The 24,669-nt window shown below is 71.4% G+C and carries 24 protein-coding genes; 12 read left to right on the top strand and 12 right to left on the bottom strand.

Features of this window, described 5'->3' with window-relative positions:
- Positions 1-5 precede the first annotated feature (5 nt).
- The 4 genes from B0E54_RS07475 (at position 6) to B0E54_RS07460 (ending at position 6,371) form a co-directional block, all read left to right on the top strand.
- Complete coding sequence (locus tag B0E54_RS07475) at positions 6-809, top strand: sugar phosphate isomerase/epimerase (protein ID WP_234582526.1); 804 nt, start codon at positions 6-8, stop codon at positions 807-809.
- Positions 802-2,007, top strand: a complete 1,206-nt coding sequence (locus B0E54_RS07470; protein WP_234582525.1) for a hypothetical protein — start codon at positions 802-804, stop codon at positions 2,005-2,007. Before B0E54_RS07475 ends, B0E54_RS07470 begins: the two co-directional genes overlap by 8 nt.
- A 56-nt stretch (positions 2,008-2,063) precedes the next feature.
- Positions 2,064-3,008: an acyltransferase domain-containing protein gene (locus B0E54_RS07465; RefSeq protein WP_234582524.1), complete on the top strand. Its 945-nt coding sequence runs from the start codon at positions 2,064-2,066 to the stop codon at positions 3,006-3,008.
- 360 nt (positions 3,009-3,368) lie between these two features.
- Complete coding sequence (locus tag B0E54_RS07460) at positions 3,369-6,371, top strand: S8 family serine peptidase (protein WP_234582523.1); 3,003 nt, start codon at positions 3,369-3,371, stop codon at positions 6,369-6,371.
- A gap of 48 nt (positions 6,372-6,419) precedes the next feature.
- Here B0E54_RS07460 and B0E54_RS07455 read toward each other — a convergent pair whose 3' ends face one another.
- The 4 genes from B0E54_RS07455 to B0E54_RS07440 all read right to left on the bottom strand — a co-directional run bounded on the left by B0E54_RS07455 (position 6,420) and on the right by B0E54_RS07440 (position 11,808).
- Positions 6,420-7,175: a hypothetical protein gene (locus B0E54_RS07455; RefSeq protein WP_234582522.1), complete on the bottom strand. Its 756-nt coding sequence runs from the start codon at positions 7,173-7,175 to the stop codon at positions 6,420-6,422.
- Between the two features lie 55 nt (positions 7,176-7,230).
- Positions 7,231-7,650 carry a pantetheine-phosphate adenylyltransferase gene (coaD, locus tag B0E54_RS07450; RefSeq protein ID WP_234582521.1) on the bottom strand — a complete coding sequence of 140 codons (420 nt, stop codon included), beginning with the start codon at positions 7,648-7,650 and terminating at the stop codon, positions 7,231-7,233.
- Positions 7,647-8,180, bottom strand: coding sequence for a DUF6817 domain-containing protein (locus B0E54_RS07445; protein WP_234582520.1), 534 nt, complete (start codon positions 8,178-8,180; stop codon positions 7,647-7,649). Before B0E54_RS07445 ends, coaD begins: the two co-directional genes overlap by 4 nt.
- A 163-nt stretch (positions 8,181-8,343) precedes the next feature.
- Positions 8,344-11,808, bottom strand: coding sequence for a ThuA domain-containing protein (locus tag B0E54_RS07440; RefSeq protein ID WP_234582519.1), 3,465 nt, complete (start codon positions 11,806-11,808; stop codon positions 8,344-8,346).
- Positions 11,809-12,028: 220 nt separating this feature from the next.
- Here B0E54_RS07440 and B0E54_RS07435 point away from each other — a divergent pair, with 220 nt between their 5' ends.
- The 3 genes from B0E54_RS07435 to B0E54_RS07425 are packed head-to-tail and all read left to right on the top strand — an operon-like array spanning position 12,029 to position 13,685.
- A complete protein-coding gene (locus tag B0E54_RS07435; RefSeq protein WP_234582518.1) occupies positions 12,029-12,196 on the top strand; it encodes a hypothetical protein in 168 nt (55 codons plus the stop codon).
- Positions 12,193-13,287: a hypothetical protein gene (locus B0E54_RS07430; protein ID WP_234582517.1), complete on the top strand. Its 1,095-nt coding sequence runs from the start codon at positions 12,193-12,195 to the stop codon at positions 13,285-13,287. The genes B0E54_RS07435 and B0E54_RS07430 overlap by 4 nt, the downstream gene beginning before the upstream one ends.
- Before the next feature lie 50 nt (positions 13,288-13,337).
- Positions 13,338-13,685 carry a DUF6193 family natural product biosynthesis protein gene (locus tag B0E54_RS07425; protein ID WP_234582516.1) on the top strand — a complete coding sequence of 116 codons (348 nt, stop codon included), beginning with the start codon at positions 13,338-13,340 and terminating at the stop codon, positions 13,683-13,685.
- Positions 13,686-13,727: 42 nt separating this feature from the next.
- On the opposite strand, the gene B0E54_RS07420 is transcribed toward B0E54_RS07425, so the two are convergent.
- The gene (locus tag B0E54_RS07420) at positions 13,728-14,369 is read right to left on the bottom strand and encodes a hypothetical protein (RefSeq protein ID WP_234582515.1); all 642 of its coding nucleotides are present in this window, start codon (positions 14,367-14,369) and stop codon (positions 13,728-13,730) included.
- Positions 14,370-14,539: 170 nt separating this feature from the next.
- On the opposite strand from B0E54_RS07420, the gene B0E54_RS07415 reads away from it, so the two are divergent.
- The gene (locus B0E54_RS07415) at positions 14,540-14,887 is read left to right on the top strand and encodes a hypothetical protein (RefSeq protein ID WP_234582514.1); all 348 of its coding nucleotides are present in this window, start codon (positions 14,540-14,542) and stop codon (positions 14,885-14,887) included.
- A gap of 30 nt (positions 14,888-14,917) precedes the next feature.
- Here the strand turns inward: B0E54_RS07415 and B0E54_RS07410 are convergent, their stop codons facing one another.
- Positions 14,918-15,838, bottom strand: coding sequence for a maleylpyruvate isomerase N-terminal domain-containing protein (locus B0E54_RS07410; protein ID WP_234582513.1), 921 nt, complete (start codon positions 15,836-15,838; stop codon positions 14,918-14,920).
- Complete coding sequence (locus B0E54_RS07405) at positions 15,831-16,238, bottom strand: helix-turn-helix domain-containing protein (RefSeq protein ID WP_234582512.1); 408 nt, start codon at positions 16,236-16,238, stop codon at positions 15,831-15,833. Before B0E54_RS07405 ends, B0E54_RS07410 begins: the two co-directional genes overlap by 8 nt.
- Positions 16,239-16,309: 71 nt before the next feature.
- Between B0E54_RS07405 and B0E54_RS07400 the strand changes: the two genes are divergently transcribed.
- Positions 16,310-17,074 carry a group II truncated hemoglobin gene (locus tag B0E54_RS07400; RefSeq protein WP_234582511.1) on the top strand — a complete coding sequence of 255 codons (765 nt, stop codon included), beginning with the start codon at positions 16,310-16,312 and terminating at the stop codon, positions 17,072-17,074.
- A 27-nt stretch (positions 17,075-17,101) separates the two neighbouring features.
- Complete coding sequence (locus tag B0E54_RS07395; protein ID WP_234582510.1) at positions 17,102-17,584, top strand: hypothetical protein; 483 nt, start codon at positions 17,102-17,104, stop codon at positions 17,582-17,584.
- Between the two features lie 60 nt (positions 17,585-17,644).
- On the opposite strand, the gene B0E54_RS07390 is transcribed toward B0E54_RS07395, so the two are convergent.
- The 4 genes from B0E54_RS07390 to B0E54_RS07375 form a co-directional block, all read right to left on the bottom strand.
- The gene (locus B0E54_RS07390; RefSeq protein WP_234582509.1) at positions 17,645-18,178 is read right to left on the bottom strand and encodes a GNAT family N-acetyltransferase; all 534 of its coding nucleotides are present in this window, start codon (positions 18,176-18,178) and stop codon (positions 17,645-17,647) included.
- A gap of 95 nt (positions 18,179-18,273) precedes the next feature.
- Positions 18,274-19,524: a cellulose binding domain-containing protein gene (locus B0E54_RS07385; protein ID WP_234582508.1), complete on the bottom strand. Its 1,251-nt coding sequence runs from the start codon at positions 19,522-19,524 to the stop codon at positions 18,274-18,276.
- A gap of 194 nt (positions 19,525-19,718) precedes the next feature.
- Entirely contained in the window at positions 19,719-20,990 is a 1,272-nt protein-coding gene (locus tag B0E54_RS07380; RefSeq protein ID WP_234582507.1) for an RNA polymerase sigma factor, read from the bottom strand.
- Positions 20,990-21,376, bottom strand: a complete 387-nt coding sequence (locus tag B0E54_RS07375; RefSeq protein ID WP_234582506.1) for a YciI family protein — start codon at positions 21,374-21,376, stop codon at positions 20,990-20,992. Before B0E54_RS07375 ends, B0E54_RS07380 begins: the two co-directional genes overlap by 1 nt.
- Before the next feature lie 417 nt (positions 21,377-21,793).
- Between B0E54_RS07375 and B0E54_RS07370 the strand changes: the two genes are divergently transcribed.
- Positions 21,794-22,234, top strand: a complete 441-nt coding sequence (locus B0E54_RS07370; protein WP_234582505.1) for a DUF5980 family protein — start codon at positions 21,794-21,796, stop codon at positions 22,232-22,234.
- A gap of 43 nt (positions 22,235-22,277) precedes the next feature.
- Here B0E54_RS07370 and B0E54_RS07365 read toward each other — a convergent pair whose 3' ends face one another.
- Positions 22,278-23,243, bottom strand: a complete 966-nt coding sequence (locus B0E54_RS07365) for a LysR family transcriptional regulator (RefSeq protein WP_234582504.1) — start codon at positions 23,241-23,243, stop codon at positions 22,278-22,280.
- Positions 23,244-23,366: 123 nt separating this feature from the next.
- Here B0E54_RS07365 and B0E54_RS07360 point away from each other — a divergent pair, with 123 nt between their 5' ends.
- Complete coding sequence (locus tag B0E54_RS07360) at positions 23,367-24,614, top strand: MFS transporter (protein ID WP_234582503.1); 1,248 nt, start codon at positions 23,367-23,369, stop codon at positions 24,612-24,614.
- Positions 24,615-24,669: the final 55 nt, after the last annotated feature.

Genomic DNA, 24,669 nt, shown 5'->3' with positions numbered 1-24,669 from the left:
GCCCAGTGAGCCTCACGCGCTTCTCGTTCAACCAGGCCACCGCCCAGCACTGGGCGCTGCCCGACGTGGTCGCCGGTTGCGTGGCGGCCGGCGTGCCGGGCATCGGGTTGTGGCGGGAGCCGGTGGCCGGGTACGGGCTGGCCCGCTCGGCGAAACTGGTCCGCGACGCCGGCCTCGTCGTCACGTCCCTGTGCCGGGGTGGCTTCTTCACCGCCGACGACTGGCGTACGGAGAACCTGCGGGCCATCGAGGAGGCCGCCGCGCTGGGCGCACCCGAGCTGGTGCTGGTCTCCGGCGGTCTGCCGTCCGGCAGTCGGGACATCGACGGCGCCCGCCGTCGGGTCGCCGACGCGATCGGCGAGTTGGCCCCGCACGCGGCCGCGGCCGGCGTCCGGTTGGCCATCGAGCCGCTGCACCCGATGTTCGCCGCCGACCGGTGCGTGATCGCCACCCTCGGCCAGGCGCTGGACATCGCCGAGCGGTTCGACCCGGCGGTGGTCGGCGTGGTCGTCGACGCGTATCACGTGTGGTGGGACGACACGGTGTACGCGCAGATCGCGCGGGCCGGCGCGCGGATCGCCGCGTTCCAGGTCTGCGACTGGGTGACCCCGCTGCCCGAGGGGGTGCTGCTCGGCCGGGCGCTGCCCGGCGACGGGTGCATCGAGTTGCGCCGGCTGCGCGAGGCGGTCGACGCGGCCGGCTACCGCGGGCCGATCGAGGTGGAGGTCTTCTCCGCCGAGGTGTGGGCGCGTCCCGGTGCACAGGTGCTGGACGAGGCGATCGCCGGTTACCTGCGCCACGTTGTCTGAGCGACTGTCCGACGGCGGGCCGGCCGGCGCGCGGACGCCGTCCCGGGACGAGCCACCCGGTCGGCGCTGGCCGTCGGCGGCCGGCGCCTGGCTGGGCATCGGCACCGCGCCGGCCACCCTGGTGCTCGGTGCGGCGATGGCCGCCCGGCACGGCGGCGCGGTGCCGGTGACCGGGCTGCTGGTCGGCGGGGCGCTGATGGCAGCGCTGCTCCGGGGGCAGGGCCGGATCGGCCTGCGCCGGCCGCTCGGTGACGGCGGGACGTTGACGGCGGTGCTGCCCGCGTACCTGGGCGACACGTCACGGCTGTTGTTGGCGGCAGTGCTGACCGTGTCGATGATCGGCTGGAACGGGTTCAACGTCGGGCTCGGCGGCGCGTCCCTCGCGGCGTTGGCGCACCTGCCGGGCTGGGCCGGGCCGGCGCTGCTGGAGGTGGCGGTCCTCGCCGTCTCCTGGGCGCCGGCCCGGTACGGCAACCGGGTCGCGGTGCTCACCACGCTCAGCGCGGTGGTGCTGGTCGGCTGGTGCCTGACCGTGCTGCCGCCGCCCGGTGCCCCGGTGCGTCTCGCCGCCGGTGGGCTGGCCGACGGTGCCGCGCTGATCGGCTACGCGGCGGTGTTCGCGTTGCGGGCGCCGGACTTCAGCGTGGGTCTCGCCCGGCGGCGGGACCTGGCCTGGTGCGTGGGGCTGCTGATCGGGCCGGCGTTGCTGGGTGTGCTCGCGGGTGCCGGCCTGTGGCTGCGTACCGGCTCGGCGGACGTGGTCGCGCTCCTCGCCGCCGGGTCGGGGCTGGCCGCGTACGCCAATCTGTTCGTCGCGGTGGCCGTCTTCGCGGCGGCGTTGACCACCACCTACTCCGGGGCGCTGGCGGTGCGCGGCCTGACGCCGCGGGTGCCGGCGCGGCCCGCGATGGTCGCCGTCGCGGTGCTCGGCGGGCTGCTGGCGGTGGCGCGCTTCGACCGTCTCGTGCTGCCCTGGTTGACGCTGCTGGCCGCCGCGCTGCCGGTGCTGGTGGTGCCGATGGCGACCGAGGCGGCGGCCCGCCGCCGCGGCCGGACCGCGCGGAGGGTGCCCGCCTGGTGCTGGATGCCGCCGGCGCTTGTCGCGGTCGCCTGCACGCTCGCCGGGATCGGCGTCGCCCCACTCCTCGGCCTGGGCTTCGCCGCACTGCTCACAGTGCTCTGGAGGCGTCTCGCGTGACGCTGGTGAGAAGATGCCGGCCGCGCGGGAACGCCAGCCGGCGGTAGAGTCGCCCGGTGGACGTGGACGACACCGCCGCCCGGCTCGGAGTGCCCGTCGAGGCGGTCGAGCGTGTGCACCGCCTCGCCGGCGATCGGCCGTCGGCCCCGCTGCCCGCCAAGGCCGACGCGCTCGCGATGCTCGACCGGCTCGCGGTCCGCCCGGACGACGCCGCCGAGATCATGGCCGGCTGGCCCGACCCCGACTCACCACTGTGGACTCCGGAGCTGCGCTGGCTCCTGGATCGCTCGATCGCCCTGGTCCGCGCCGATCTCGGCGGCTACGTCTGGCTGCCGCCGGGCCCGGAGCTGCCGCGCGAGCGGGGCCCGGCGTGGCAACACCTCTACGTGTACGCGTACCTCGCCCTCGTCGGTGTCGTTCGGGACTACCACCGCGACCACGGGGTTCCCGACGCCGTGTCCTGGGCGACCCTCGCGGACCTGGGTCGCAACCTCACCGTCGACCGGCGGATGCACCGCGAGGGTTGGCCGGTCATGCAGAGCTGGTTGACGCTGCACGTGCGTGGCGCCGTCTACGAGCTGGGCCGGTTGCAGCACCACCGTGGTGACGGCGCCATCGGCCTGCACATCCCCGACTCGGGGCCGCTGACCCCGCAAGCGGTCTCGGCGTCGCTCGACGAGGCCCGCGCCTTCTTCCCGCGCCACTTTCCCGACGAGCGTTACACGGCGTTCTCCTGCGGCTCGTGGCTGCTCGACCCGCAGCTGCGGGACTACCTTCCCGAGGATTCCAACATCGTCCGCTTCCAGCGACGATTCGAGCTGGAGCCCTACGAGGAGCCCGACGGGCTGGACGCCGACGTCGAGGTGCGGCGCTTCGTGTTCCGCACCCTGAGCACGCCGCTCGACCAACTGCCGCGCCGCACCGCCCTGCAACGGGCGATCGTCGACCACCTGACGGCCGGCCGTCACTGGCAGTGGCGTCAGGGCCGCTTCGCGATCTGAGCGGGCCGGTAGTTCCGGCTGGTGCCGTGGGTGCTTCTGGTGCGCCACGTTGTGCTGCCCGCGATCGTCATCGCGGGTGTCATCGCCGTGCTGTGGTTCGGGCCGCAGCAGGCGTGACCTGCGACCGGAAAACATGATCTAGGCACGGCTGACGCATCGTGATCTTATGTGCACCAGCGATCCGTAACACCGAGCAAACCCTCGATTAACCGTCGCGGGCTTAGGTGGGGGAGCGCTCCCATGAGCGGGTCGCGATCGATGAGGCAGCTCCACAAGGGAGCGATGGAAAGGAGTCTCGTGTCTTCACGCACGAGCGGGAACAGGCTGCGAAGGCTGGCGATACCGACGCTGGTCGTCGCGATGATCACCGGCACAACCGGTGTAGCGGGATCGGCGTCGGCGGCCCCGGGGGACCGGCCAGCCAGCAGCGGGCCGGGTTACTTCTCCACCGGATCCGACCGGCGCACCACCCTGACCGACGGGGCGGACCGTCGCCCCGGCAACAGTGAGACCAGCCCGAAGGCCGCCGTGGACGCGTCCGGCTCCGGCGTCTACATCGTCGAGCTGGCCGAGGCCCCGCTGACCACGTACGTCGGTGGGACCTCGGGGCTGGCGCGAACCCGCCCGACGCCGGGTGGCCGTCTGGACGTGACGTCCGCGCCGTCGCAGGCGTACCGCCGGCACCTCGACACGCAGCGGGCCGCCGTCGCCGCCGCGGCCGGTGTCCAGGTCAAGGCGGCCTACACCGCCGCCTTCAACGGCTTTTCGGCCAAGCTGACCGCTCAGCAGGCGACCGCGTTGCGGGCGGACAAGCGCGTTCGCGCCGTCACCGCCGCACGCGCGCTCGGCACCCGATCGACGTCGCCACTCGCGACCACCACGACGGCCGCCACCCCGACCGCCGCCTCCCCGGGTGGGGCCGAGCGGTCCGCGGCCGAGCGCACCACCACCAAGCCGGTCAAGCCCGGTCCCGCGACCGGCGCGGGCACGGTGATCGGCGTCCTGGACACCGGCATCTGGCCGGAGAGCGCCTCGTTCGCCAAGAAGATGCCCGCGCCCCCGACCTGGCACGGCACGTGCCAGACCGGCGTGGCCTTCGTGGCCGAGCACTGCAACGGCAAGATCGTGGGTGCCCGGTACTTCGCCGACACGTGGCTCGCGGGCGGCGGCTCGGTGCCCGAGGGTGAGCTGCTCTCTCCCCGCGACATGGAGGGGCACGGCACGCACACCGCCTCGACTGCCGCCGGTCTGCCGATCTCGGACGTCACCATCGACGGTCGGCGCTTCGGCCCGATCTCCGGGGTGGCGCCGGACGCACAGATCGCCGTCTACAAGGTGCTCTGGGCCGGGATGGGCTTCGACGCCGACATCATCGCCGGCATCGACGCGGCCGTCGCCGACGGCGTGCAGGTCCTGAACTTCTCGATCGGCTCGCAGCTCGGCGACTGGGAGGCCAACACCCCCATCGGTGTCGCCTTCCTCAACGCCACCCTCTCCGGGGTCTTCGTGGCGGCGTCGGCCGGAAACACCGGCATCGTGAGCGGCGCCATCAGCAACGCGGCACCCTGGGTGACCACTGTCGGCGCGGCGGTGACCAACCTCGACGAGGCGACGCTCAAGCTGGGCGACGGCACGAAGCTGGTCGGCGGCTCGCTGGACGCGCTGCCCGGTGGCGCCGCGCGGGCGATGGTCTTCGGCGACCAGGCCGGATCGCCGGAGCTGGGCGCCGTCTACTGCGAACCGGGCAGCCTGGACGCGGCCAAGATCAAGGGCAAGGTCGTCGCCTGCGCGCTGTCCGACACGTTCGCCTCCGCCGCCGAGGTCAAGACCAAGGGCGGGGCAGCGATGGTGCTGTTCGACCCGGTCGGCAACTACCGGGTCAACTCGATCTACAACTTCCCGGTGGTGTACCTGCCGACCGAGAAGCAGGCCGGCACGCTGTTCAACTACCTGATGCGTCACCCCACCGACGCGACGGTGTCCCTGCGCACCGGCGGTGACGGCTCCAGCGTTCCGGGCGTCCCCAGCGTCGCGGACTTCTCCTCCACCGGCCCCGACAAGGTGACCTTCGGCGTCTTCAAGCCGGACCTGGTCGCCCCGGGGTCGGACATCATCGCCGCCGTCTCACCGGCGGGCAACTTCGGGCGGGACTTCGACGCGTACTCGGGCACCTCGATGGCGTCGCCGTACGTGGCCGGCGCGGCGGCGGTCCTGCGTGCCACCCACCCGGACTGGACGCCGGGCCGGGTCGCCTCGGCGCTGCGGACCACCGCGACCGACACCGTCGGCACCACCAGCCCGCTGGACCAGGGCAGCGGCTTCATCAACCTGAACCGGGCCACCGACCCGGGCCTGGTCATCGAGCCGACCGCCGCGGAGCTGGTCGCCTTCAGCCAGACGGCCCAGCCCGACGGCAAGGAACTCAACCTGCCGGCCATCTCGCTACGCGAGTACGACGGCACCCACCCGGTGACCGTCACGCGCACGCTGACCAACGTGGGCAAGGCGCGCGAGACCTACCGGTCGTCGGTGTCCGGCCTGCCCGGCATGAAGGTAGCCGTCACCCCGGCGTCGGTGACGCTGGCGCCGGGCAAGTCCGCGACGGTGACCATCACGCTGCGCCGGGGCAACGCCCCCTGGGACCGGTACGTGACCGGGTCGATCACCTGGAAGGGCAAGGGGCACAGCGCCCGCATCCCGGTCGCCGCTCGCCCGTGGGGGATCAGCGCCCGGCCGTACGGTGACGACGGCGAGGAGTTCGGTCGGATGACCAGCGGCTCCTTCGGCTTCGTCCAGCCCGGCTTCACCGGGCCGCTCGCCGGTCGCAGCACCGGTTACACGCCGATGCTGCGCAAGACGTACTCAATGCCGGCCGGCGTCTACGGCGGCGTCTTCGACCCGAGTGCCTCCGGCGTGAAGGCTGTCGACTTCACCGTGCCGGCGAACACCGCGGGCATCATCGTCGAAGCCAACACCGAAGACCCGAACACCAACCTCGACCTGTACCTGTACAAGGGCGACACCCTGGTCTACAGCAGTGACAGGTACTGGACCAGCTTGGAGCAGGCGTACAAGTTCCTGCCCGAGCCGGGGCGCTACACCGCGTACGTGTTCGCGCAGGTGCCCGGTGGCCCGGTCGTCGACTTCGAACTGCGGCACGCCATCATCGGTCGTAACGCCAAGTATTCGCCCGCCACGCTCACGCTGCCGTCGACAACGGAGCGCGGTCAGAGCGTCAACTTCACGTTGAAGCCCAACGGGCCGCTGCCCGAGGGCGACTTCTGGGCGTACACCGAGTACAACACCAACGGCACGATCATCCCCGGCAATCTCGTCTCCACCCAGCAGAGTGCCTGGCAGTAGTTCCTGACGGAGCGTGGGGCGGTGCCGTCGGCGCCGCCCCACCTTCCGTCAGCGCTGCCAGGCGTCGATCGCCCGCACACCGTCGCGCACGGTCCGGTCCAGGATGGTCGGGTTGCCGCTGCTGCCCTCCCAGCCCTGGTCGTGGAACACGGTCACCGCCCCGTCGACCCGGGCCACGGCGATCTGGGCGGAGGACTCGCCCTCGCCGGTACGCTCGCCGCTCAGACTCGTGGTGGCCCACGTGCGGGTCACCAGCAACGCCTCGTCCCCGACGCCGGGCAACGCCTTGCTCGTGACCGTGACGGGGTTGCCGCCCTGGTCGTACGAGGGGCACGCCTGCACCGCGTCGCGCAGGCGTCGCAGGTAGTTCGAAGCGCCGTCACCCTCGAAGGTGAAGATGGTCTGGTGGATCATGCCCTGCGGCGTGTTGCTGTCGGCCTCGCCGGCCTTCTTGTAGGTCACAGTCATCGCCGCGCTCGCGGTGACCTGCCGGCCCCCGGTGCCGAACTCGTTGCCACACAGCGTCGGTAGGGCCTCGGTGACGGGCGTCGTGCGGCGGGGGGACTTTCGCAGCTCGGCGGGCAGCTCGACGAACGCCGACGTGGGGATGGTGACCGGCCCACTGGCGCTCGCGGATGGTTGCCCTGTCGGGCTCGGGGTGGCCGCCGCGCTCGTCGCCGACCCGGTCGACGACGCCGCGTCGGGCGTGTCCCCACCCGTCGTGCAGGCGGTGCTCAGCGCGACGGTGCCCAGCACCGGCAGGATCAGCGCCCGGGCGGTCGGCGACAGTACGTACCGGCTCATCTTTTCCCCTCACCTCTACCCCGAGCAGTTCCCCGCGCCGAGCCGGCGGAAACGGTCAGCGCCCCAGCGTGCGCACCGCTGTCGACGAGACGGCGGCCAGTTCGGGCTGCGCGGGCAGGAACACCGTAGGAACACCCAGCGCCTGGTTCATCGCGGCGAGTTGGTGCTCGTACCGGAGATCGGTGGTGTTGCGCACGCCTCGAACGATCACTCCCACGTCGTGCTGGTGGCAGTACGTGGTGGTCAACCCGTTCCAGGCCACAACGGTGACGGACGTCCACTCGACCGGCAGGACGGCCCGTACGGCGGCCGCCCGCCGCACCTCGTCGGTGCCCGGACGCTTGCTGCTGTTGACCGCGACGAGCACGACCACTTCGTCGAAGAGCTCGCGTGCCCGGTTCACCACGTTCACATGCCCGGGGGTGAAGGGATCGAAGGTGCCGGGGTAGACGGCTCGCACGCGTCCGGGTGTCATGCCCCCAGGACCCGCTGCGCGTCGTCGATGACCGGTGCGGAGGCCGCCGGCGCCCAGGAGGCGAACAGCGCCCGGAAGTAGGCGCCGTGCCGCTCGGCCACCGCGCGATCGTGCTCGATGACGTCCAGTTCGTTGACGATGCTCAGGTCGATGAGCGACCGACGGCGAGCCCCGCCCGTCGTTCTCACCTGACCGACAAACCTGTCGAACACCTGGCCGGTCGTGGCCAGCTCCGGCCAACTGCGTTCCCGGTCGCAGGCGCCGTACAGATAGACCAGTTCCTCGGCGTCCGCGCCGATCAGATCCCGCAGGACCGCACGATCGGCCCGGTCGAGCAGGGTGCGGTCGAACCCGTCGGTTCCGTAGACGGCGTGGGTGAGGCCCGCAACCTGTACGTCGCCGTCGCAGCCGAGCGCGGCGAGTCGTTCGCTGACGCGACAGAGGTGGGCGTACAGATTGCCGCCGGGATGTGCGATCTGCTCAGCGCCCCGGTCGCGGAGCCAGACCCGCACGTCGGTGTCGGTGCTCATGGCCCGACTGTAGGTACCGACTGCCGGAACCCGCTGCCCCCGGACGTGGGCAATAGGTCACAGCGCCTGGGTGGATGTCGCCAAGATATCTGCCGTCAGCGGCTCCGCGCGGCCGTCTCGGCGGTGGCGGACGGGGTGTGGCCCGTCCGCCACCGACCTGTGATCAGCTGACCGTGACGGTCAGGTTGAGCGAGCGGGTCTCCCCGCTGGTGTACGTGATCGTCACCCGGGCGGTGTAGGTGCCCTTGCGCGCGTAGCTGTGACTCGTCGACCGCATTGTCGCGCCGTGCGAGATGGCGCTGTTGTCGCCGAAGTCCCACGCGTAGTCGGTGATGCTCTGCCCGGACGGTGCGGTCGCGGTGGCGGTCAGCGTGGTGGTCAGCGGGGCGGTGCCGCTGGCCGGGTTGGCCGCGAGCGACAGCGTTCCGCCCGGTTCCTGTTTGACGCCGGCGCCGTTGAACCGCAGCCAGTCCAGCGACATCAGGTCCGGCGTGCCGCCGACCTGGGTGGCGTTGACGAACTTCGCGTACAGGACGGTGGTGCCGGCGGGTTTGTTGGTGAGCGTGACGGTCGGCGAGACCAGGTTGTCCCATCCGCCGGTCGAGCCGATGGTGGCCGAGCCGATCAGGGTGCCGGTGGGGGAGCCGGTGCGCAGCTCGATGACGCCGCCGAGCCCGCCGTTGGTCACCCCGAGCGTCACCGAGCCGATGTTGCGCAGGTCCACCGGCCCGTACGCCGCCCAGTCGTTGTGGTCGACGTCGCCGAGCCGCTTGCCGGCGCGGGCGGTGGTCCGGTCGTTCACCACGAGGCCGGACTGGCCGCTGACGTGCTCGGCCTCCTTGCTCTTGGGTTGCAGCTGCGCCCGGGTCGAGCCGGTCAGCGCCGGTACGCCGCCGGCCGCGCCGCCGTCGGTGTACTGCGCGGTCACGACGGTGTAGAGGTTCTGTCCCGGCCCGTGGCCGTCACCCGCGTCCGCCTCGGTGGCGAGCAGTCCCGAGCAGCCGGTGTAGACGTCCAGCGGGTGGGCGTGCGTGTCGTGGCCGAGCTGGGTCTGGACGGTCACCTTGGCGCAGTCGATGGTGGTGTCCTCCGGATCGGTGACCGTCACCGTGTACGGGATCTTGTCGCCGAAGTCGAAGAACCCGCCGTCGGGCACGGTGATGGTCACCGTGGGTCGGGTGTTGCCGACCACCACGTCGGTGACGGCGCTGGCGGTCAGGCCGTTGCCGGTGTTGCGGACGGTCAGCCGGGCGGTGAACCTCCCGGCCGCCGAGTAGGTGAAGCTCGGATTGGCGGCGGTGGAGTCGGTGGTGCCGTCGTTGGTGAAGTCCCAGGCATAGCTGAGCGCCGAGCCGTCACCGGTCGCCGTCCCGGCCGAGGAGAAGCTGACCGCGAGCGGCGTACGTCCGCTGTCCGGAGTGGCGGCGATCTTCGCGGTCGGCGGTCGGCCGTTGGCCACGTAGTCGATCCGGTAGATGCCGGCGCCGGCGTTGCTGCCGCCGCGACCGCTGCCGGTGCCCTCACCGAAGTCGATGACGTAGAGCGAGCCGTCCGGCCCGAACTCCGCCTCGAAGGGCTGGATCCAGCTCATGTTGTCGAAGATTCCGTTGATCGACTGGAGGTCGCCGACGGCGGTGGGACCGAAGCGCGAGGTGGTGAAGGTCTGCGCGGTCCGGTGGATCGAGAGCGTCTTGAACCACTTGCGGGTGAACTCGTAGGTGATCCACTTGCCGTCGAAGTACTCCGGGAACTTCGTGGTGCGGCTGTTGGCCGGGTCGTAGTCGTAGACCGGCCCGCTCATCGGGCCACCGCCCCCGGTGCCGACCTCCGGGAACTGGCTGGAGGCGGAGTACGCGTACCAGACCAGTGCCGGCTTCGCCGCCGGCAGGGCGGTCAGACCGGTGTTGTTGGGGGAGTTGTTCGTCGGTGCGGCGCAGGTGAACTTCGCCCCGGAGGTGCTGGTGGCGAAGTTGTAGTCGGTGAACGGGATGTTGTTGCCCACGCAGTACGGCCAGCCGTAGTTGCCGGCGGCGGTGATGCGGTTGAACTCGACTGTCCCCTCCGGACCGCGGTTGGGGTCGGCGGCGCGGGCGTCCGGGCCGTAGTCGCCGACCAGCACCGCGTTCGTCTGCGGCTCGATGGTGATCCGGAACGGGTTGCGCATGCCCATCGCGTAGATCTCCGGCCGGGTCTTCGCCGTGCCGGCCGGGAAGAGGTTGCCGCTCGGCACGGTGTACGTACCGTCGGCTTGCGGGGTGATGCGCAGGATCTTGCCGCGCAGGTCGTTGGTGTTGCCGGCGGTGCCCTGCGCGTCCCAGGCGGCCCGACCGGCCTGCTCGTCGATAGGGGTGTAACCGCTGGAGGCGAACGGGTCGGTGTTGTCACCGATCGCTGCGTACAGGCGACCGGCCGCGTCCATGGCCAGCGAGCCGCCCATGTGCGAGTTGGCGCGACCCACACCGCGGTACGTCGGAACGGTCAGCAGCCGCTTCTCGGAGGACAGCGCGACGCTGTTGTTCGCTACGGTGAACCGGGACAGGTTGAGCTGTTTGAGGGTCTTGTCCGACCAGAGCAGGTAGACCCAGCCGTTGCTGGCGAAGTTGCGGTCCAGGGTCATCCCGAGCAGCCCGTCGGACTGGTCGGTCATCGCCGAGGTGTAGGCGAAGTCGAGCAGCGTGGTGACCTGGAGCGTGTCCGAGTTGACCACCTTGAGCGCGCCGGTGCGCTGGATGTAGTAGACCTTCCGGTCCGGGGCGACGGCCAGCTCGAAGGGGTCGGCGAGGTTCTCGGTGACCAGGCCCACCCGCTCGAAGTTTCCGGTTCTGGTGGCGGAGCAGTCGCCGGCGACCGCGCCGGCGGCCCACTCGATGCCGTAGCGCAGATGCTCCAGGAACGCCGGCTCGCTGAACCGGGAGCTGGCGTGCCCGCCGGCGGTGAACCAGGACCGGCCGCCGTCGTAGCGCTGACACCAGGAGTACGCGTGGTCGACGCCCTCGTCCAGGCCGCTGATCCCGTCGCGCACCTTGATCTGCGCGAGGGTGTGCACGTTGCCGGTGGGGTTGGTCCGCCAGTTGTACCACTCCTCGCTCTGCTCCCACAGCTCCGGGAGGTTGCGGGTGGAGGGGTGGGCGCGGTCCAGCACCTTGACCCGACCCGGGTACGTGCCGCCGGTGGCCGAGAAGTCGGGGTGGTGGTCGAAGATGGTGCCGACCAGGCCCTCGTACCACGGCCAGTCGCGTTCGCTTGCCGAGGCGGCGTGCAGGCCGGCCCAGCCGCCGCCGTTGCGGATGAACGTCTGCAAAGCCGCGCGCTGGCTGGCGTTGAGCAGGTCACCCGAGGCGGGGGTGGAGTTGGTGTTGTTGAAGACCAGTGCGTCGAAGGTGGCGAGGTTGGCGTCGGTGAAGGCGGCCGCGTCGGTGGTGGCGACGACGTCGAAGTTGTGCGTGGCGCCGAGCTGCTGGATCGCGGCGACGCCGGCCGGGATCGAGTCGTGGTAGTAGTTGGTGATCTTCGAGAAGACCAGCACCCGGAAGCGCGGGGCGGCCTGGGCGGGCAGGGCGGTGGTGGTGCTCAGCACGGTGGCGATGGCGAGCAGGGCGAGGCAGATCGCGCGCAGGTGTTTGGGCATGGGGGCGCTCCCTGTCGGACGGTGAGGGTCGGAAAGCGCTTTCTCGCTGCCCGCATCACGGTACTGAGAGCCAACGATGACCGTCAATAGCCGTCGGGTAAGCGGTTTCCTGCGGTAGTGGCCGCGCCCGCGAACCCTGGTCGGGTCTCGGACAGATCACCCGCGTGCCGTCGGGTCGAGGGGACAGCGGGCGTCCGCCGGTCGATGGCAGGATCGGCCGATGCGCGTTCTCTTCGACGGCCCGGCGCCGGTCGCCTACGGGCAGATTTACGTGACGAGTCGTGAGCTGCCGGACATGAGCGGGGCGTTCGCCGGGCAGGCGAACGGCCTCTGCGGGGCCGGCCAGGCGGGCGCGCTGTTCCTGATGACCGGCACGCACACCGGATGACCGGCACGCACACCGGGCGGGTCCACTTCCGAGTCGAGGTGTACGACGGTGAGCCGTCGGCCGCGGCGCAGGAGTGGGAGGAGGTGGTGGAGGCGTCGTTTCTGCCCAGGGCCCCGGTGGTTGACCTGGTCCCCTGGGGCGACGGGTCACTCGCCCCGTTGCCGCTGACCCCCGAGGGGCAGGACGCCGGCCGGCTGCCGGTCTACCGCGTGCGGTACTGCGCCACGGGCATGGACGAGGGGCGGGACCCGTTCGGCGGGTTCGACCCCGACGAGCTGGACGAGGACGATTACACGTACATGGATCGGCGGCCGGACCGCTACCTGTTGTGCCTGTGGCCGGAGGGCTCGACGGGCGAGGGTTCCCGAGCCGCCGTGCCGCGCGCCGACGCGATCGTGCGCCAGACCAGCCGGGCCGCCGCGTACTGGCACGGCTGGGCGGCCGGGTTGCCACCCCCGCCGACCCTGTGGGAGCAGGTCGAGGCCGAGATGCTCAGGCGGTTGGAGCGGGAGCGCCGCGATCAGGAGTACCGAAGGCGGGATGAGCTGCGGCGCTGGGGCGGTCGTGCGCCAAGTGAACGGCTCCGGCAGGTGCGCGGCAACGTCCACGGCATCGCCTTGCTGGACCGCGACCTGGTCGACGGGGTGGCGGCGGCCGGCGCCGGCATTCAGCGCCAGATCGCGATCTGGGCCGCACGGCGGGCGTTCACCGTCGCCGGCATCGCGGACCTGGACTGGATGACACCGGCGTGGACGGCCCTGGATCGGGGCGAGCCGCTACCCGCCGAGTTCGCCGATCACACGGCACTGTGGACACGGATCCGGGGCGAGCCGCCCGTCATCTTCTCCACCGTCTCGCTGCGCCCGGCGGGTCACGGCCCGGCTGATTCGCTCGGCGCGGTTCTCGACGCCCCGGTGGACCCGGTCCCGATGGCGCTACCGGCACTGATGGCCGCTGGTGAGTCGGACCCGCTGCAGGCCGCGCTGGAGGCGCTGTGGGCGGCGGTCAGCACGTACGCCGCGCGGCGGGACGAGTTCCTGGCGGAGGTGCGGCAGGCCTTTCCGGTCGTCGACGAGCCAGAGCGGCGCTGACCCCGTCAGGTGTCCTGCTCAGCCTGGCCCGGCAGTGGGAGGATGGCTCGGTGAAGGAGAACATCGAAGCCGCCGAGACGTGGCGGGATCTCGTGCACGGCGCACCGAATTGGTGGTCCGGCGATCCGGTGGTGACCGCCGCCTACGAGCACCCGACGCTGCGAACGTTCTTCCCGCTTCCCACGCACGGAACGCTGAAGTTCTTCCGGACCGCCCGGCCACCGTACCCCGCTGTCCGCACCGACGACCTGCCCTTCATCGTGTGTGGCGGCCCTCCGTACCAGGTCTACACCCCGGGCTATGAACGGCTGCTCGGTGAGGCCACGACAGCGGCGGAGGCCGTGGAGCTTGTCGTCGCGAGCCTTCCCGGGTCGACGTCCCCTGACCCGAGGGACTGAACCCACACTCATCGCGGCGGCCGCACCGTCTCGCGGTGAGGGTCACAGGGTCCCGGACTCCGGCCAGTGGGACCAGTGTGTGTTGGGTGGTAGGTCTGGCGCGTACCGACTCGCGTCTCCCGTCGCCAGCACGTCGGCGAGCTGGCGGAAGGTCGTTGAGCGACTGGGAAGGGTGTCCTGGACAAGGTCCGGGTGGTGCCACCGGTCCAATCGCATGATCTCGGGGAGGTCGGCCGGGATCCGCCGCCGCAGTTCGACGTCGTCGGCCAGGAGCAGCTCCCGGTGTTCCGGAACGAGCCGGCGAAACACGTCGAAGAGTTCCTCGCCCGGCTCGGCTGCTACGGCGATCCGCCGGCCTCGTACCTCGATCGGGTTTCCGCAGTAGATCTCGGGCTCGTCGACATCCTCGATCTCGTCCCAGTTGTCGATCCGGCTGAGGAAGTCCTCGTTGCCAAAGCCCGGTTGTCCCGTGGTGAGGCAGTTGCCGAAGACGTGCAGGACGTCGATGAGGTTGCCAGCCCTGGGCGAATATCCCAACGTCTCCACGATGAGCGCCCACCGGTCCGCGTCGCGATAGGCGTGCAGCCGTGCGTCGACCGCAAAGTAGTAACCGTGGCCCAGGTCCGGGAACCGGAAGTCCTCGGCCGCGGCGTCGAGCTGGTCGAGAATCTCGCCCGAGCGCATGGTCGTGCAGTGTAGCCACGGGTTCACCGACACGATCACGCGCGAGTGTCTGCCGCGATGCGTGCCGAAGGGCGTCCCGGATGGATTACGACATCGATATATGTCAGTCTGAGTCTGGACCGAGTCAACTTTTGGTCCGCCCTCTGACCACCGTCCCGAAAGGACCACTCATGCGCGCATCCGCCCGCCGGACCACCGCGAGTCTCGCCGCCGTCCTGATCGCCGCATCGGCCGTGACGCTGCCGGGGTCGCCTGCGGTGGCTGGCGAACCGTTCCAGAGCCCGGACCAGGGCCTGGTCTTCTACTCGAGCTACCCGACCGAGGTGGCCGGCAGGCTGGCCACACCCGACGGCATCTGCCATCAGGTGCCGGCCGACGCGGCCTGGATGCTCACCTGGAGCGGTGGCTTCCGTTCGGTGCCCGGCTACCAGAGCACCGACTGCAGCGGCCCGGCAACCGAACTCAACAACTTCCACAGCTGGACAGAGGGCCGCTACCTCACCTACCGGGCCAGCTGACAGCCGAGCGGCCGTCGCGGCGTACAACGATCAGCCGGCGTCGTCGTTCGGCCTGTCCCGCAGTGGTCGGTCTGCCCTCTGCGTTTCCGCCGGCGCGAGCCGACCGTTGGGCATGTGCACGACCCGCAGGAACGCGGGCAGCCGCCACGGCCGTGGCCCGCCGATGACGACGTCGCGCCGCAGCACCGCCTGCGCGATGCTGATCCGGCCGAACATCATCAGGTTGAACCGGGCGGGCCGGAACGTCACGCGCGCGTCGAACGGGCCGTCGGGCGGCGCGATCCACACCCTGCGGTCGCCCAGCGTCAGCGTCGTGGTCGATGTGAACTCCGACCGGAACTGCACCGACACGTGGTGGCGAGGCATCGGCAGCTCGGTGTTGAGCAGCACGCCGTACGAGTCACGCAGCATGTCGAACATGAAGAGGTCCCAGTAGAGCGCGGCGTGTTCGTCCGGCATCGGCCACGGTCGGCGCAGCGCCCGCGCGACGTCCCAGCCGTGCACGAGCAGCTCGTTGGTGAGATGGGCGAACAGACCGCCGACCGTCACCCGCGCGTTGCCCAGCCAGCTCACCGTCGACAGTGGATCCGCGGTCGTGGCCAGGAGGTGGGCGACCGCGGTGTTCAACCGCGACAGCAGGACTTCCGGATCCCGCTCGGTGAAGTGGGCGAGTACGTGGCTGTTGACGTCGGCGACCGTGTCGACGTTCGTGACGGCGAGCATGTCCTCCAGGCCCGGCACCCGGATGGCGACCTCGGTGCCGTCCAGCCGGGACACGTACAGCGCCGCGATCGACACCACGTGCGCGACGGTGTCGGCGAGGGTCCAGTCGTCGGTGACCATGGCCGTGGGCGACGGCGCGGCGGCCACCAGCTCGGTGAACCGGTCGGCAGCCGAGCGCAGTGCCGTGTTGGCCACATCCCAGCGGCCCGGGCCTGCGGTTTCACTCACGTCGAGCAGTATCGGGCACTCGCTCCGACCGAACTTCTCCGAACGTGCGCTCATTCGCCACGGCAGCGGGTTCCTCGATGGCCGTGCCGGTACGTGCGGCCCGCGCGGCCCCCCAGTCGTAGAGGGCCTGCAGCACCGGTGCGAGGCTGAGCCCCTCCTCGGTGAGTCGGTACTCCACATGCGGGGGTGTGGTCTCCAGGTCGTGGCGCGCGACGAGCCCGTCGGCCTCCAGCTCGCGCAGCCGCTGGGTCAGCATCTTCTCGCTGACGTCGGGCATCCGGCGGCGCAGTTCGCCATAGCGGTGCACGCCCTCCTTGAGGTGGGCCAGGATCACCGGCCGCCACTTCCCGCCGATGACGTCGACGGCGAACTCCACCGGGCAGTGGTAACGCTTGGCCATCGTGGTCTCCTTCGGTACGCACCAAAAGGTGCGTACTTGATCATCGCCGCCGTGGGTGTTGCGCTGTAACCATGGTCATCGAGTACATCAGGTACCGCGTGCCGCCGGCGCGGCTGGAGGGTTTCGAGGCGGCGTACGAGCGGGCCGCCGGCGAGCTGAGGGCGGCGCCGGAGTGCGTGGACTACGAGTTGAGCCGCTGCCTGGACGACGCCAGCTGCCACGTGTTGCGCATCACCTGGACGTCGGTCGACGGGCACCTGAACGGGTTCCGGGGCGGTCCGGTGTTCGGGCGGTTCCTCGCCGCGGTCAGGCCGTACGTCGAGGACATCGACGAGATGCGGCACTACGGCCGAACCTCGGTCGCCGGCCACGGTGGCGCCGCGCCGCCGAGCCTGTACGAGTGGGCCGGCGGCACCGAGGCGTTCACGAAGCTCTGCGACGCCTTCTACCGCCTGGTCCGCTCCGACGACCTCCTCGCGCCGATGTTCGCCCACATGGACCCCGACCACGCCCGGTACGTGGCGCTCTGGCTCGCCGAGGTCTTCGGCGGGCCGGCCGCCTACACCACCCAGCGCGGCGGCTACCGCCACATGGTCGGCCAGCACCTGGGCCTGGCGATCAGCGAGGCGCAGCGTCGACGGTGGGTCAACCTCATGATGGACGCCGCCGACGAGGTCGCCCTTCCCGACGATCCGGAGTTCCGGGCCGCCTTCACGGGCTACCTTGAGTGGGGCACCCGGCTGGCCGTACGCAATTCCCAGCCCGACGCGAACCCGGTCCGGCAGGCACCCGTGCCACGCTGGGGCTGGGGCGTGGCCCCGCCGTATCGACGGTGACGCCCGCGGTGTGGCTATCGTTTCGGCATGGTCCACGACTCGTCACTCGCCGTCGGTGCCGCCTTCCTCGCGGACGGTCCGGCCGATGGCGTCGACCTCAGCCTGTTCGGACAGTTCACGGGTTCCTGGGCACTGGACTGCACCGAGTACGACCCCGACGGGTCCTCGTCCGTCCGGCGGGGCGAGTGGCACTTCGGGTACGCGTTGGGCGGCCGAGCGACCACCGACGTCTGGATCCTGCCCGGCGTCGAGCACGGCGTCAGCGTGCGCTTCCCCGATCCGACGGCAGGGCCGGGCATCTGGCGTTCGACGTGGGTCGGGCCGGGCCGGCATCGGACGCACACCTTCCGGGCCGCCCGCGTCGGCGAGCTGATCGTGCTCGACGGCGGTGATCTGCGGTGGACCTTCTCCGACATCGCCGCCGACGAGTTCCGCTGGCGCAACGAGGCGCGGCAGCCCGACGGCGCGTGGCGGGTGCAGCAGACGTTCCAGGTGTGGCGACAGGGCTGACCGTTCCCCGGCCACGCCCGCCGATGGCACGCCGGACCGCAGTTCGCCGCGACGATCCGGTCAGCCGGCGGTGGTGAAGGTGAGGAAGGTGTCGGGGGGCCGCGTTTCGGCGGCGGGACCGTCGTGGACCTCCCACGCGTCGCCGACGACCTGGTCCGCCACCCGCGACCAGAACGCTTCGACGCCGGGGTTGTACCGCTGGAAGCCGATGCTCCACCTGCCGGGGAACAGCGAGATGACCTGCACGGCGGCGGTACGGCCGACGCCGGTGCGGCGCAGCGCTCGGACAACGAAGAAGGTGGTGACGGACGTGCCGCCGTCCTCGGTCGGCGTGGTCATCACGAACCCCGCCGTACGGCCGGCCGCGGTGATCAGCCAGGCCCGGCGGTGCGGGTCGACGCCGGCGAGAAACCGGTCGAGTGGCCGGTCGTTGAATGTGCCGTCGTCGTTGGGCAGGTGACCGTACGCCTCGGACAGGTCATGGCGGTACAACTGACCCAGATTGCCGAGCACCGCCCGGTGCGACCGGTCGACAGGTGTCAGCGCGACGGGGTGTGCGGGCGGGCGGGGCGGCGTCGCGGCTTCCCAGGGCACCGCGGCAGTCTCGCATGCCGACCGGTGCGCCCTGACGGCGCGCGACAGCTCTGCGGGCCGGTGCCAGCGGCCCCGACCCGCAGAGCTGGCCCACGTCAGCTTCCGGCGCAGGTGGCGGTGGTGCCGCTGCCGTTGCCGGTGCCCTGGAACCCGAAACTGGCGCTCTGGCCCGCCGCCAGTCGTCCGTTGTAGCTCTGGTTGGCCACGGTGATGGTGCCGCTGGTACCGCTGGCGACGCCGTTCCACAGCGAGCTGACCGACGCTCCGCTCGGCAGGGTGAGGGTGACCCGCCAGCCGGTGAGCGCGGCGGTCCCCGCGGTGACGGTAACGGTGGCCACGAATCCGCCGTTCCACTGGTCCTGCACGGCGTAGACCGCGGTGCAGGCCGGGGTGCCGGTGGGCGGCGGCGTGGTCGGCGGGGGCGTCGTGGGCGGAGGTGTGGTGGGCGGAGGCGTGGTGGGTGGCGGCGTGGTGGGTGGCGGCGTGGTGGGTGGCGTGCCGCCGTCGAGCGTCAGGTTCTTCTGCTGGACGGTCCACTGGCTGCGGCACAGGCCGCAGTCGGGGCCGACGAAGTTGGCGCCGGCGGTGGTGTCGTCCTTCAGGCGCCACTTGAGGTAGAGCACCGCGACGCGGCCGAACTCGCCGCCGTTGGCCTGGTCGTAGGTGCCGCCATGACCGACGTTGAGGTTGCCCATGAAGGCGGGGAGCCCGGCGGGCAGCTTGCCCCAGTCGTCCATGGCGTTGGGGTAGGCGATGTCGCTGGGCCCGCCGATGAAGTAGGCGATCGGCTTGGTCAGCCGCCTGAGCTGGTAGTCGTCGGCGTCGTTCAGCAGTCCGCTGCTGAAGATGCCGGTCGTGGTGACGCGCGGGTCGGCCGAGACGGCGTACGCCTCCAGCCCTCCGCAGGAGAAGCCCGCGACGGCGACCTTGGTGGTGTCGAGCTTGTTGAAGTACTTGCTGCCCTGCCGGGAGTTCTCCGCGACGGCCCAGTCGATGGACTGGGTGAGCATCTGGGAGGTGGTCGAGCCCGATCCGTTCGGGGCGCCGTTGGCGATGGCGAGAAAGCCGTGGGAGGCGATCTCGCGCAGGAAGTTGCCCTGGGAGAGGCCATTGGCCGAGCACCCGCCGTTGCCCCAGACGAAGATGGGGAGGCGTTCGGACGGGAGCGTCTGGGGCCGGAAGATGGTGTGGTTGGCCAGGCCGGCCGAGGTCTCGTAGTCGGCGGGATAGGGCCCGGAACCGCCGACGGCGGCGTCGGCCGGCGTCGCGCCGAGCATCACGATCACCGAGGCGACCGGGACGATGACGCTCACCAGCCCCGCGTAGATCTTCGATCTCCTTCTCATGCACCCCTCCAACGGATGTCACGGTGGGCTCCCTGCGGCGGCGGTGGCGGCTGTTCGTTCGCGCTGCGACCACAGCGGTCAGCGCAGGCCACGGGCCAGGTCGAGGCGCGATCGCGTCGACCACCCGGCGGGGTCCCCACAGGCGATCCGATGGGAGCGGTACGCAGTTACTATCACCGTCGTAACGAAAAGTGTCAATCGATGGGGGCGCGCTGCGCCGGTCCTGGGTCCGCTGACTCCGACGCCTTGCGCAGCAGCACCGAGCGTTCCCGCTGGTTGGCGCACAGCCGTGCGGCCAGCTCCAGCTCGGCACGCGCTTCCGCCCGCCGTCCGAGTCGGGCCAGCAGCTCTCCGCGTACGGTCGGGACCAGGTGCGACCCGGGGAGCCGGTTCGCGGCGATCAGCTCGTCCACGATGGCCAGGGCCTGCGCCGGGCCCGAGGCCATGGCCACGGCGACGGCCCGGTTGAGGTCGACCACCGGTGAGGGGGCGACCCGGCCGAGCGCCTCGTAGAGCACGACGATCCGCCCCCAGTCGGTCGCCTCGACAGACGGCGCCGTCGCGTGGGCGGCGGCGATCGCGGCCTGCAACCCGTACGGGCCGAGCCCGCGGGCCGACGCCCTGGCCAGCGCGGCCAGCCCGCGACGGATCGCCGAGACGTTCCACAGCCGTCGGTCCTGGTCCGCCAGCAGGACCGGGGAGCCGTCCGGGCCGGTCCGGGCCGGGAAACGCGCGGCCGTCAGCTCGCACAACGCGAGCAGGCCGTGCACCTCCGGCTCGTCCGGTGCAAGCGCGGCCAGCGTACGGGCCAGCCGGATCGCCTCGTACGCGACGTCGGGGCGCAGCAACCGGTCGCCCGACGTGGCGGTTGAGCCCTCGGTGAAGATCACGTACAGGACGCTGAGCACGCCGCCGAGCCGTTCCCGGCGCTCGGCGGCCGGCGGCAGCTCGAACGGCACCCGGGTCGCCGCGATCGTCTTCTTGGCGCGGGTGATGCGGGCCTGCACGGTCGGCACGGAGACGAGGAACGCGCGGGCGATCTCCTCGCTGGACAGGCCGCCGACCACGCGCAGGGTCAGCGCCACCCGGGCCTCGGGGGAGAGCACCGGATGGCAGCTGACGAACATCAACGCCAGCACGTCGTCGTCGATCCGGTCGGGGTCGATGTCCTCGTCGACCATGAGGCCGGCCGCTGCGTCACCTGCCGAGTCGGCCGCCAGCAGGGCGTACCGTTCCTGGAGCGCATGTCGGCGACGGATCGCGTCGATGGCCCGCCGTCGGGCCGTGGCCATCAGCCAACCGCCCGGATTGGCCGGGGAGGCACGCCGCCACGACACGAGCGCCTCGGCCACCGCCTCCTGGGCGGCGTCCTCGGCCAGCCCGAAGTCGCCGGTGAACCGGGTCAGCGCGGCGACGATCCGCGCCGACTCGATCCGCCAGACGGCCTCGACGTCGGCCGTACCCATCAGAGGTGGCCGCTGCCCGCGCTGTCCGCCGGGACCTCGTCGGCCCCGGCGACCCGCCGGACCTCGATCTTGGATCCCCGCACCGCGGGGAACCTCCTGGCCCACTCCACCGCCTCCTCCTTCGAGGCGACATCGAGCAGGAAGTACCCCCCGAACAGTTCCTTGGTCTCGCCGTACGGCCCGTCCGTGACCACCGGGGCCTCGCCCGCGAAGTCGACCACGACGCCCCGGGCCGGATCGTCCAGCCCTTCGGCCGCGAGGAGGACGCCGGCCCTGACCATCTCCTCGATGAACGTGCGGGTCGCGACCATTGCCTCGTCGATCGAGGTCATCATGGCGGCGTTCGACTCGTCGGTGCCTCGCATGATCAGCATGTACGTCGACATCGCGTTCTCCTCATCCGGCGGGCCGTCCCTCGGCCCTCACCCCACACGTCGAACGGGCGGCCGGTGGATCGACGCGGCGCCGCAAGAATCTCGTCGCAGTCCACCTCGTGGCCTCGCGTCCCGTCCGTCGGACCAGCTCCGAGCGTCGACGGACACGGACGCTCGACAGATCACCCGCGCATTGTCACAGCTCCGCGAAGCGGCGACCTGCAACCGGATCGACAGGGCCGGCATCGACCGAGGGGCCGCCGGCTCGCGGTTGCTTGACAGGCAGACCACCCGGGGGGATTGTTGCATCGACAAACATCTTTCTTATCCGGCGTCGGGTCCAGCGTGTCGACGACCCACCGCCGCTCGGCGGTTGCCGGATCGTCGGTGTTTCCCACCGATGTCGGCCGCAGAGGACAGGAGTCGATGGTGAAGTTCTCCCGCACCGCCGCACGGATCGCCGCCGCCGCGCTGGCGGCAACGCTGCTGGCCCTTGTCGGCGGCACGCCCGGTTCGGCAGCGCCCGCCAGGACGACCACTGGCACCTCGTCGACCTGGACGCTCGTCGACCTGCCACAGCGGCTCTGCGCGACCCCCGACGACCCCCGCACCCTGTACTTCTTCGTCGTGGTCGACGGGACCTGGTCGGCGCAGCTCGCCGTCGGCTACACCGGCATGCCCGACGGCGTCGAGGTGTACAGCCCGCTGACCGTGCCGCCCGGCTCCGGGGACGGCCACCTCGTGCAGAGCCTGGCTGCGTTCCGCGTCAGTGGTGTCACGCCCGGCCGGTACGTCCCGCAACTCCGGGTCACGGACGGCGCCGTGGCGCAGAGCGCTCCGGTCGTCCTCGACATCCGCTCATCCTGCTAGGTCGGGTCCGGTCGGCCGGCGGGGTGGTGCCGGCTCCCGTCCGTCAGCTTCCGGGAATGCTGCCCGGCCCGCCGCCGGCCGGCTGCGCTGCCCAAGACGGGCGCCACGTCGTCGCCGGGGGTGGCGCCAGGCTCGCGACGTGGTCGATGACCGCCTGAAGCCCCGGGTGCGCGTTCACGCGCGGCAGGATGAGCGAGAGCGGGTACGCGAGCGTCGGGCGCGCGATCGGGATGCGGCGCAGGTCGTGGTTCGTCGGCCAGAGATACCTGTCGCGCGTGCCGACGAAGGTCGCCACGTCGGCGGAGTCCGCGAGGATGTCGAGCAGCACCTCGTCGCCGAAGTGCGGGCCGGCGGCGTCGATGCGCAGGTCGAACGCGGTGGCGAGCTGGTCGTAGAAGTCCGACCACTCGCTTTTCGGCGCGATGCCGGGGACCCAGATCCGGTGCCCGCGCAGCTGGGCCGGTGTCAGAGTGCGCGCGGAGGCGAGCGGGTGCCGCGGGCCGACGAGCAGTTCCAGGGGTGAGTCGAACGCGTGGATCATCCGCACGTCGCGCGGCAGCGTGGCCGGGTCGGTGACCGAGCGGAACGAGGCGTCGATGTCGCCCGCTTGGACGGCGGCGACGGCCGCGCGCGGGTCGTTGACCCGCAGGGTCACCACGTCGAGCTTGGTCTCCGGGTGGGACCGCCAGTAGTCGTGCAGCACGACTGCCTGCGCGGACCGCAGGCCGAGAACGTCGATCCGCAGGGCCCGCGAGCCCGGCCTGATCGCGGCGAGGGCGCGGTCCACCCCGGCCACGATGCCCCGGGCGTGCGGGAGGAACGCCTGGCCGTCGAGCGTCAGCTCGACCCCCCGGGGAGTACGCGTGAACAACCGCACGTCGAGGGCGCGCTCAAGGGCGGCGATCCGCTTCGACACGGCCTGCTGCGTCACGCCCAGCTCCTCGGCCGCGTGCTGCAACTGCCCGAACTCGGCCGCTCGGACGAACGACCGCACCGCCTCGGTATCCACCGGAACATCATCCACCCGCACAACAGATGGTTGTGACGCGCCCGGACGTCGGTTGTTTGCGCCGACGTCGGCGGCGCTGGTGTGCTGCCCGGACCCGAACGTCGGTTGTCACGAGGGGGGCGGATGCGCGCGCGGTTGGGGTCCAGTTTCGGTTGGCTGTGGTCGGCGTACGCCGTCAGCACGTACGGCACGTGGATCGCCTTCGGCGCGTTCCCGTTGATCGCGGTGCGCGTCCTGCACTCGCCGGCGTTCGCCGTGTCGATCCTGGCGGCGGTCGGACCGGCAGTCGCGGCGGTCGTGGCGTTCTCGCTCGGGCCGGGGGTCGAGCGCCGGGCGAAGCGTCAGGTGCTGGTCGCCATGGACCTGCTCCGGTTCGTGGCCATGGCGAGCGTCCCGCTCGCGTACGCCTTCGGTCTGCTGTCGTACGGCCAGTTGCTGGTCGTCTCGGTCCTCTCCGGGGCCGCGGGCATCGCCTTCGCCGCGGCGTCCGGGGCGTACCTCAAGCATCTCGTCCGGGGTGATCACCTGGTGGTGGCGAACGGACGGTTCGAGGCCACGAACTGGGCGGCGGTCGCGGTGGGTCCGCCCCTCGGTGGCGCGCTCGTCGGGCTGCTCGGGCCGGTCGTCACCGTCGCCGCCGACGCCGTCAGCTATCTGCTGTCGGCGCTCGCGGTCCTGCGCATCCGCGGCGGCGACGTCGCGTCGCCTCCGGACCGGGCCGGCCGGCTGCGCGGTGCCGATCTTCTGGTCGGCTGGCGGTTCATCCGGCACGACCGCGTCCTGCGAGGGCTGTTCCTCAACTCCATCCTGGTCGGTGGCCTCATCATGGCCACCGCCCCACTCCTGGCTGTCCTCCTGCTGGGTCAGTACCACCTGCCGGCCTGGCAGTATGGCCTCGCCTTCGGCGTCCCGGCGCTCGGCGGCCTGGTGGGCGCCCGCCTGTCGTCCCGCCTCGTGGCCCGCCACGGCCAGCACCGGGTCATGATCGTCTCCGGGTGGCTGCGCTCGGTCTTTCCCCTCGGTCTCGCGTTCGTCCAGCCGGGCATCCCCGGACTCGTCACCGTGATCGTCGTCGAGGGCCTGCTGATCACCTGCATGGGCGTCTTCAACCCGATCTACGCGACCGAGCGACTGCACCGCACCCCACTCGGCCACACCGCCCGCGTCCTCAGCACGTGGAGTGCTGCCAGCAGACTCGTCCAGGCGGCCCTGGTGGTGATCTGGGGAGTCCTCGCGACGCTCACCAGCCCTCTCGCGGCGATCACCATCTCCGGCGTTCTCCTGCTCGCGACCCCGCTCCTGCTGCCCAGGAGGACACCGTCGGTGGCCGCCGAACCCGCCGCGTCCGCGAGGGACGTTCGGGTCGGATGAACGGGTGGTTCACCCTCCGTGCCCGCCACCTTCATATTTCCAATCATCGATGTTA

Origin of the sequence: Micromonospora sp. MH99, from assembly GCF_021442385.1 — a bacterium.
Lineage (GTDB): Bacteria > Actinomycetota > Actinomycetes > Mycobacteriales > Micromonosporaceae > Micromonospora.
The sequence above is the reverse complement of the archived record's forward strand: the minus strand, read 5'-3'. Positions and strand labels throughout refer to the sequence as shown.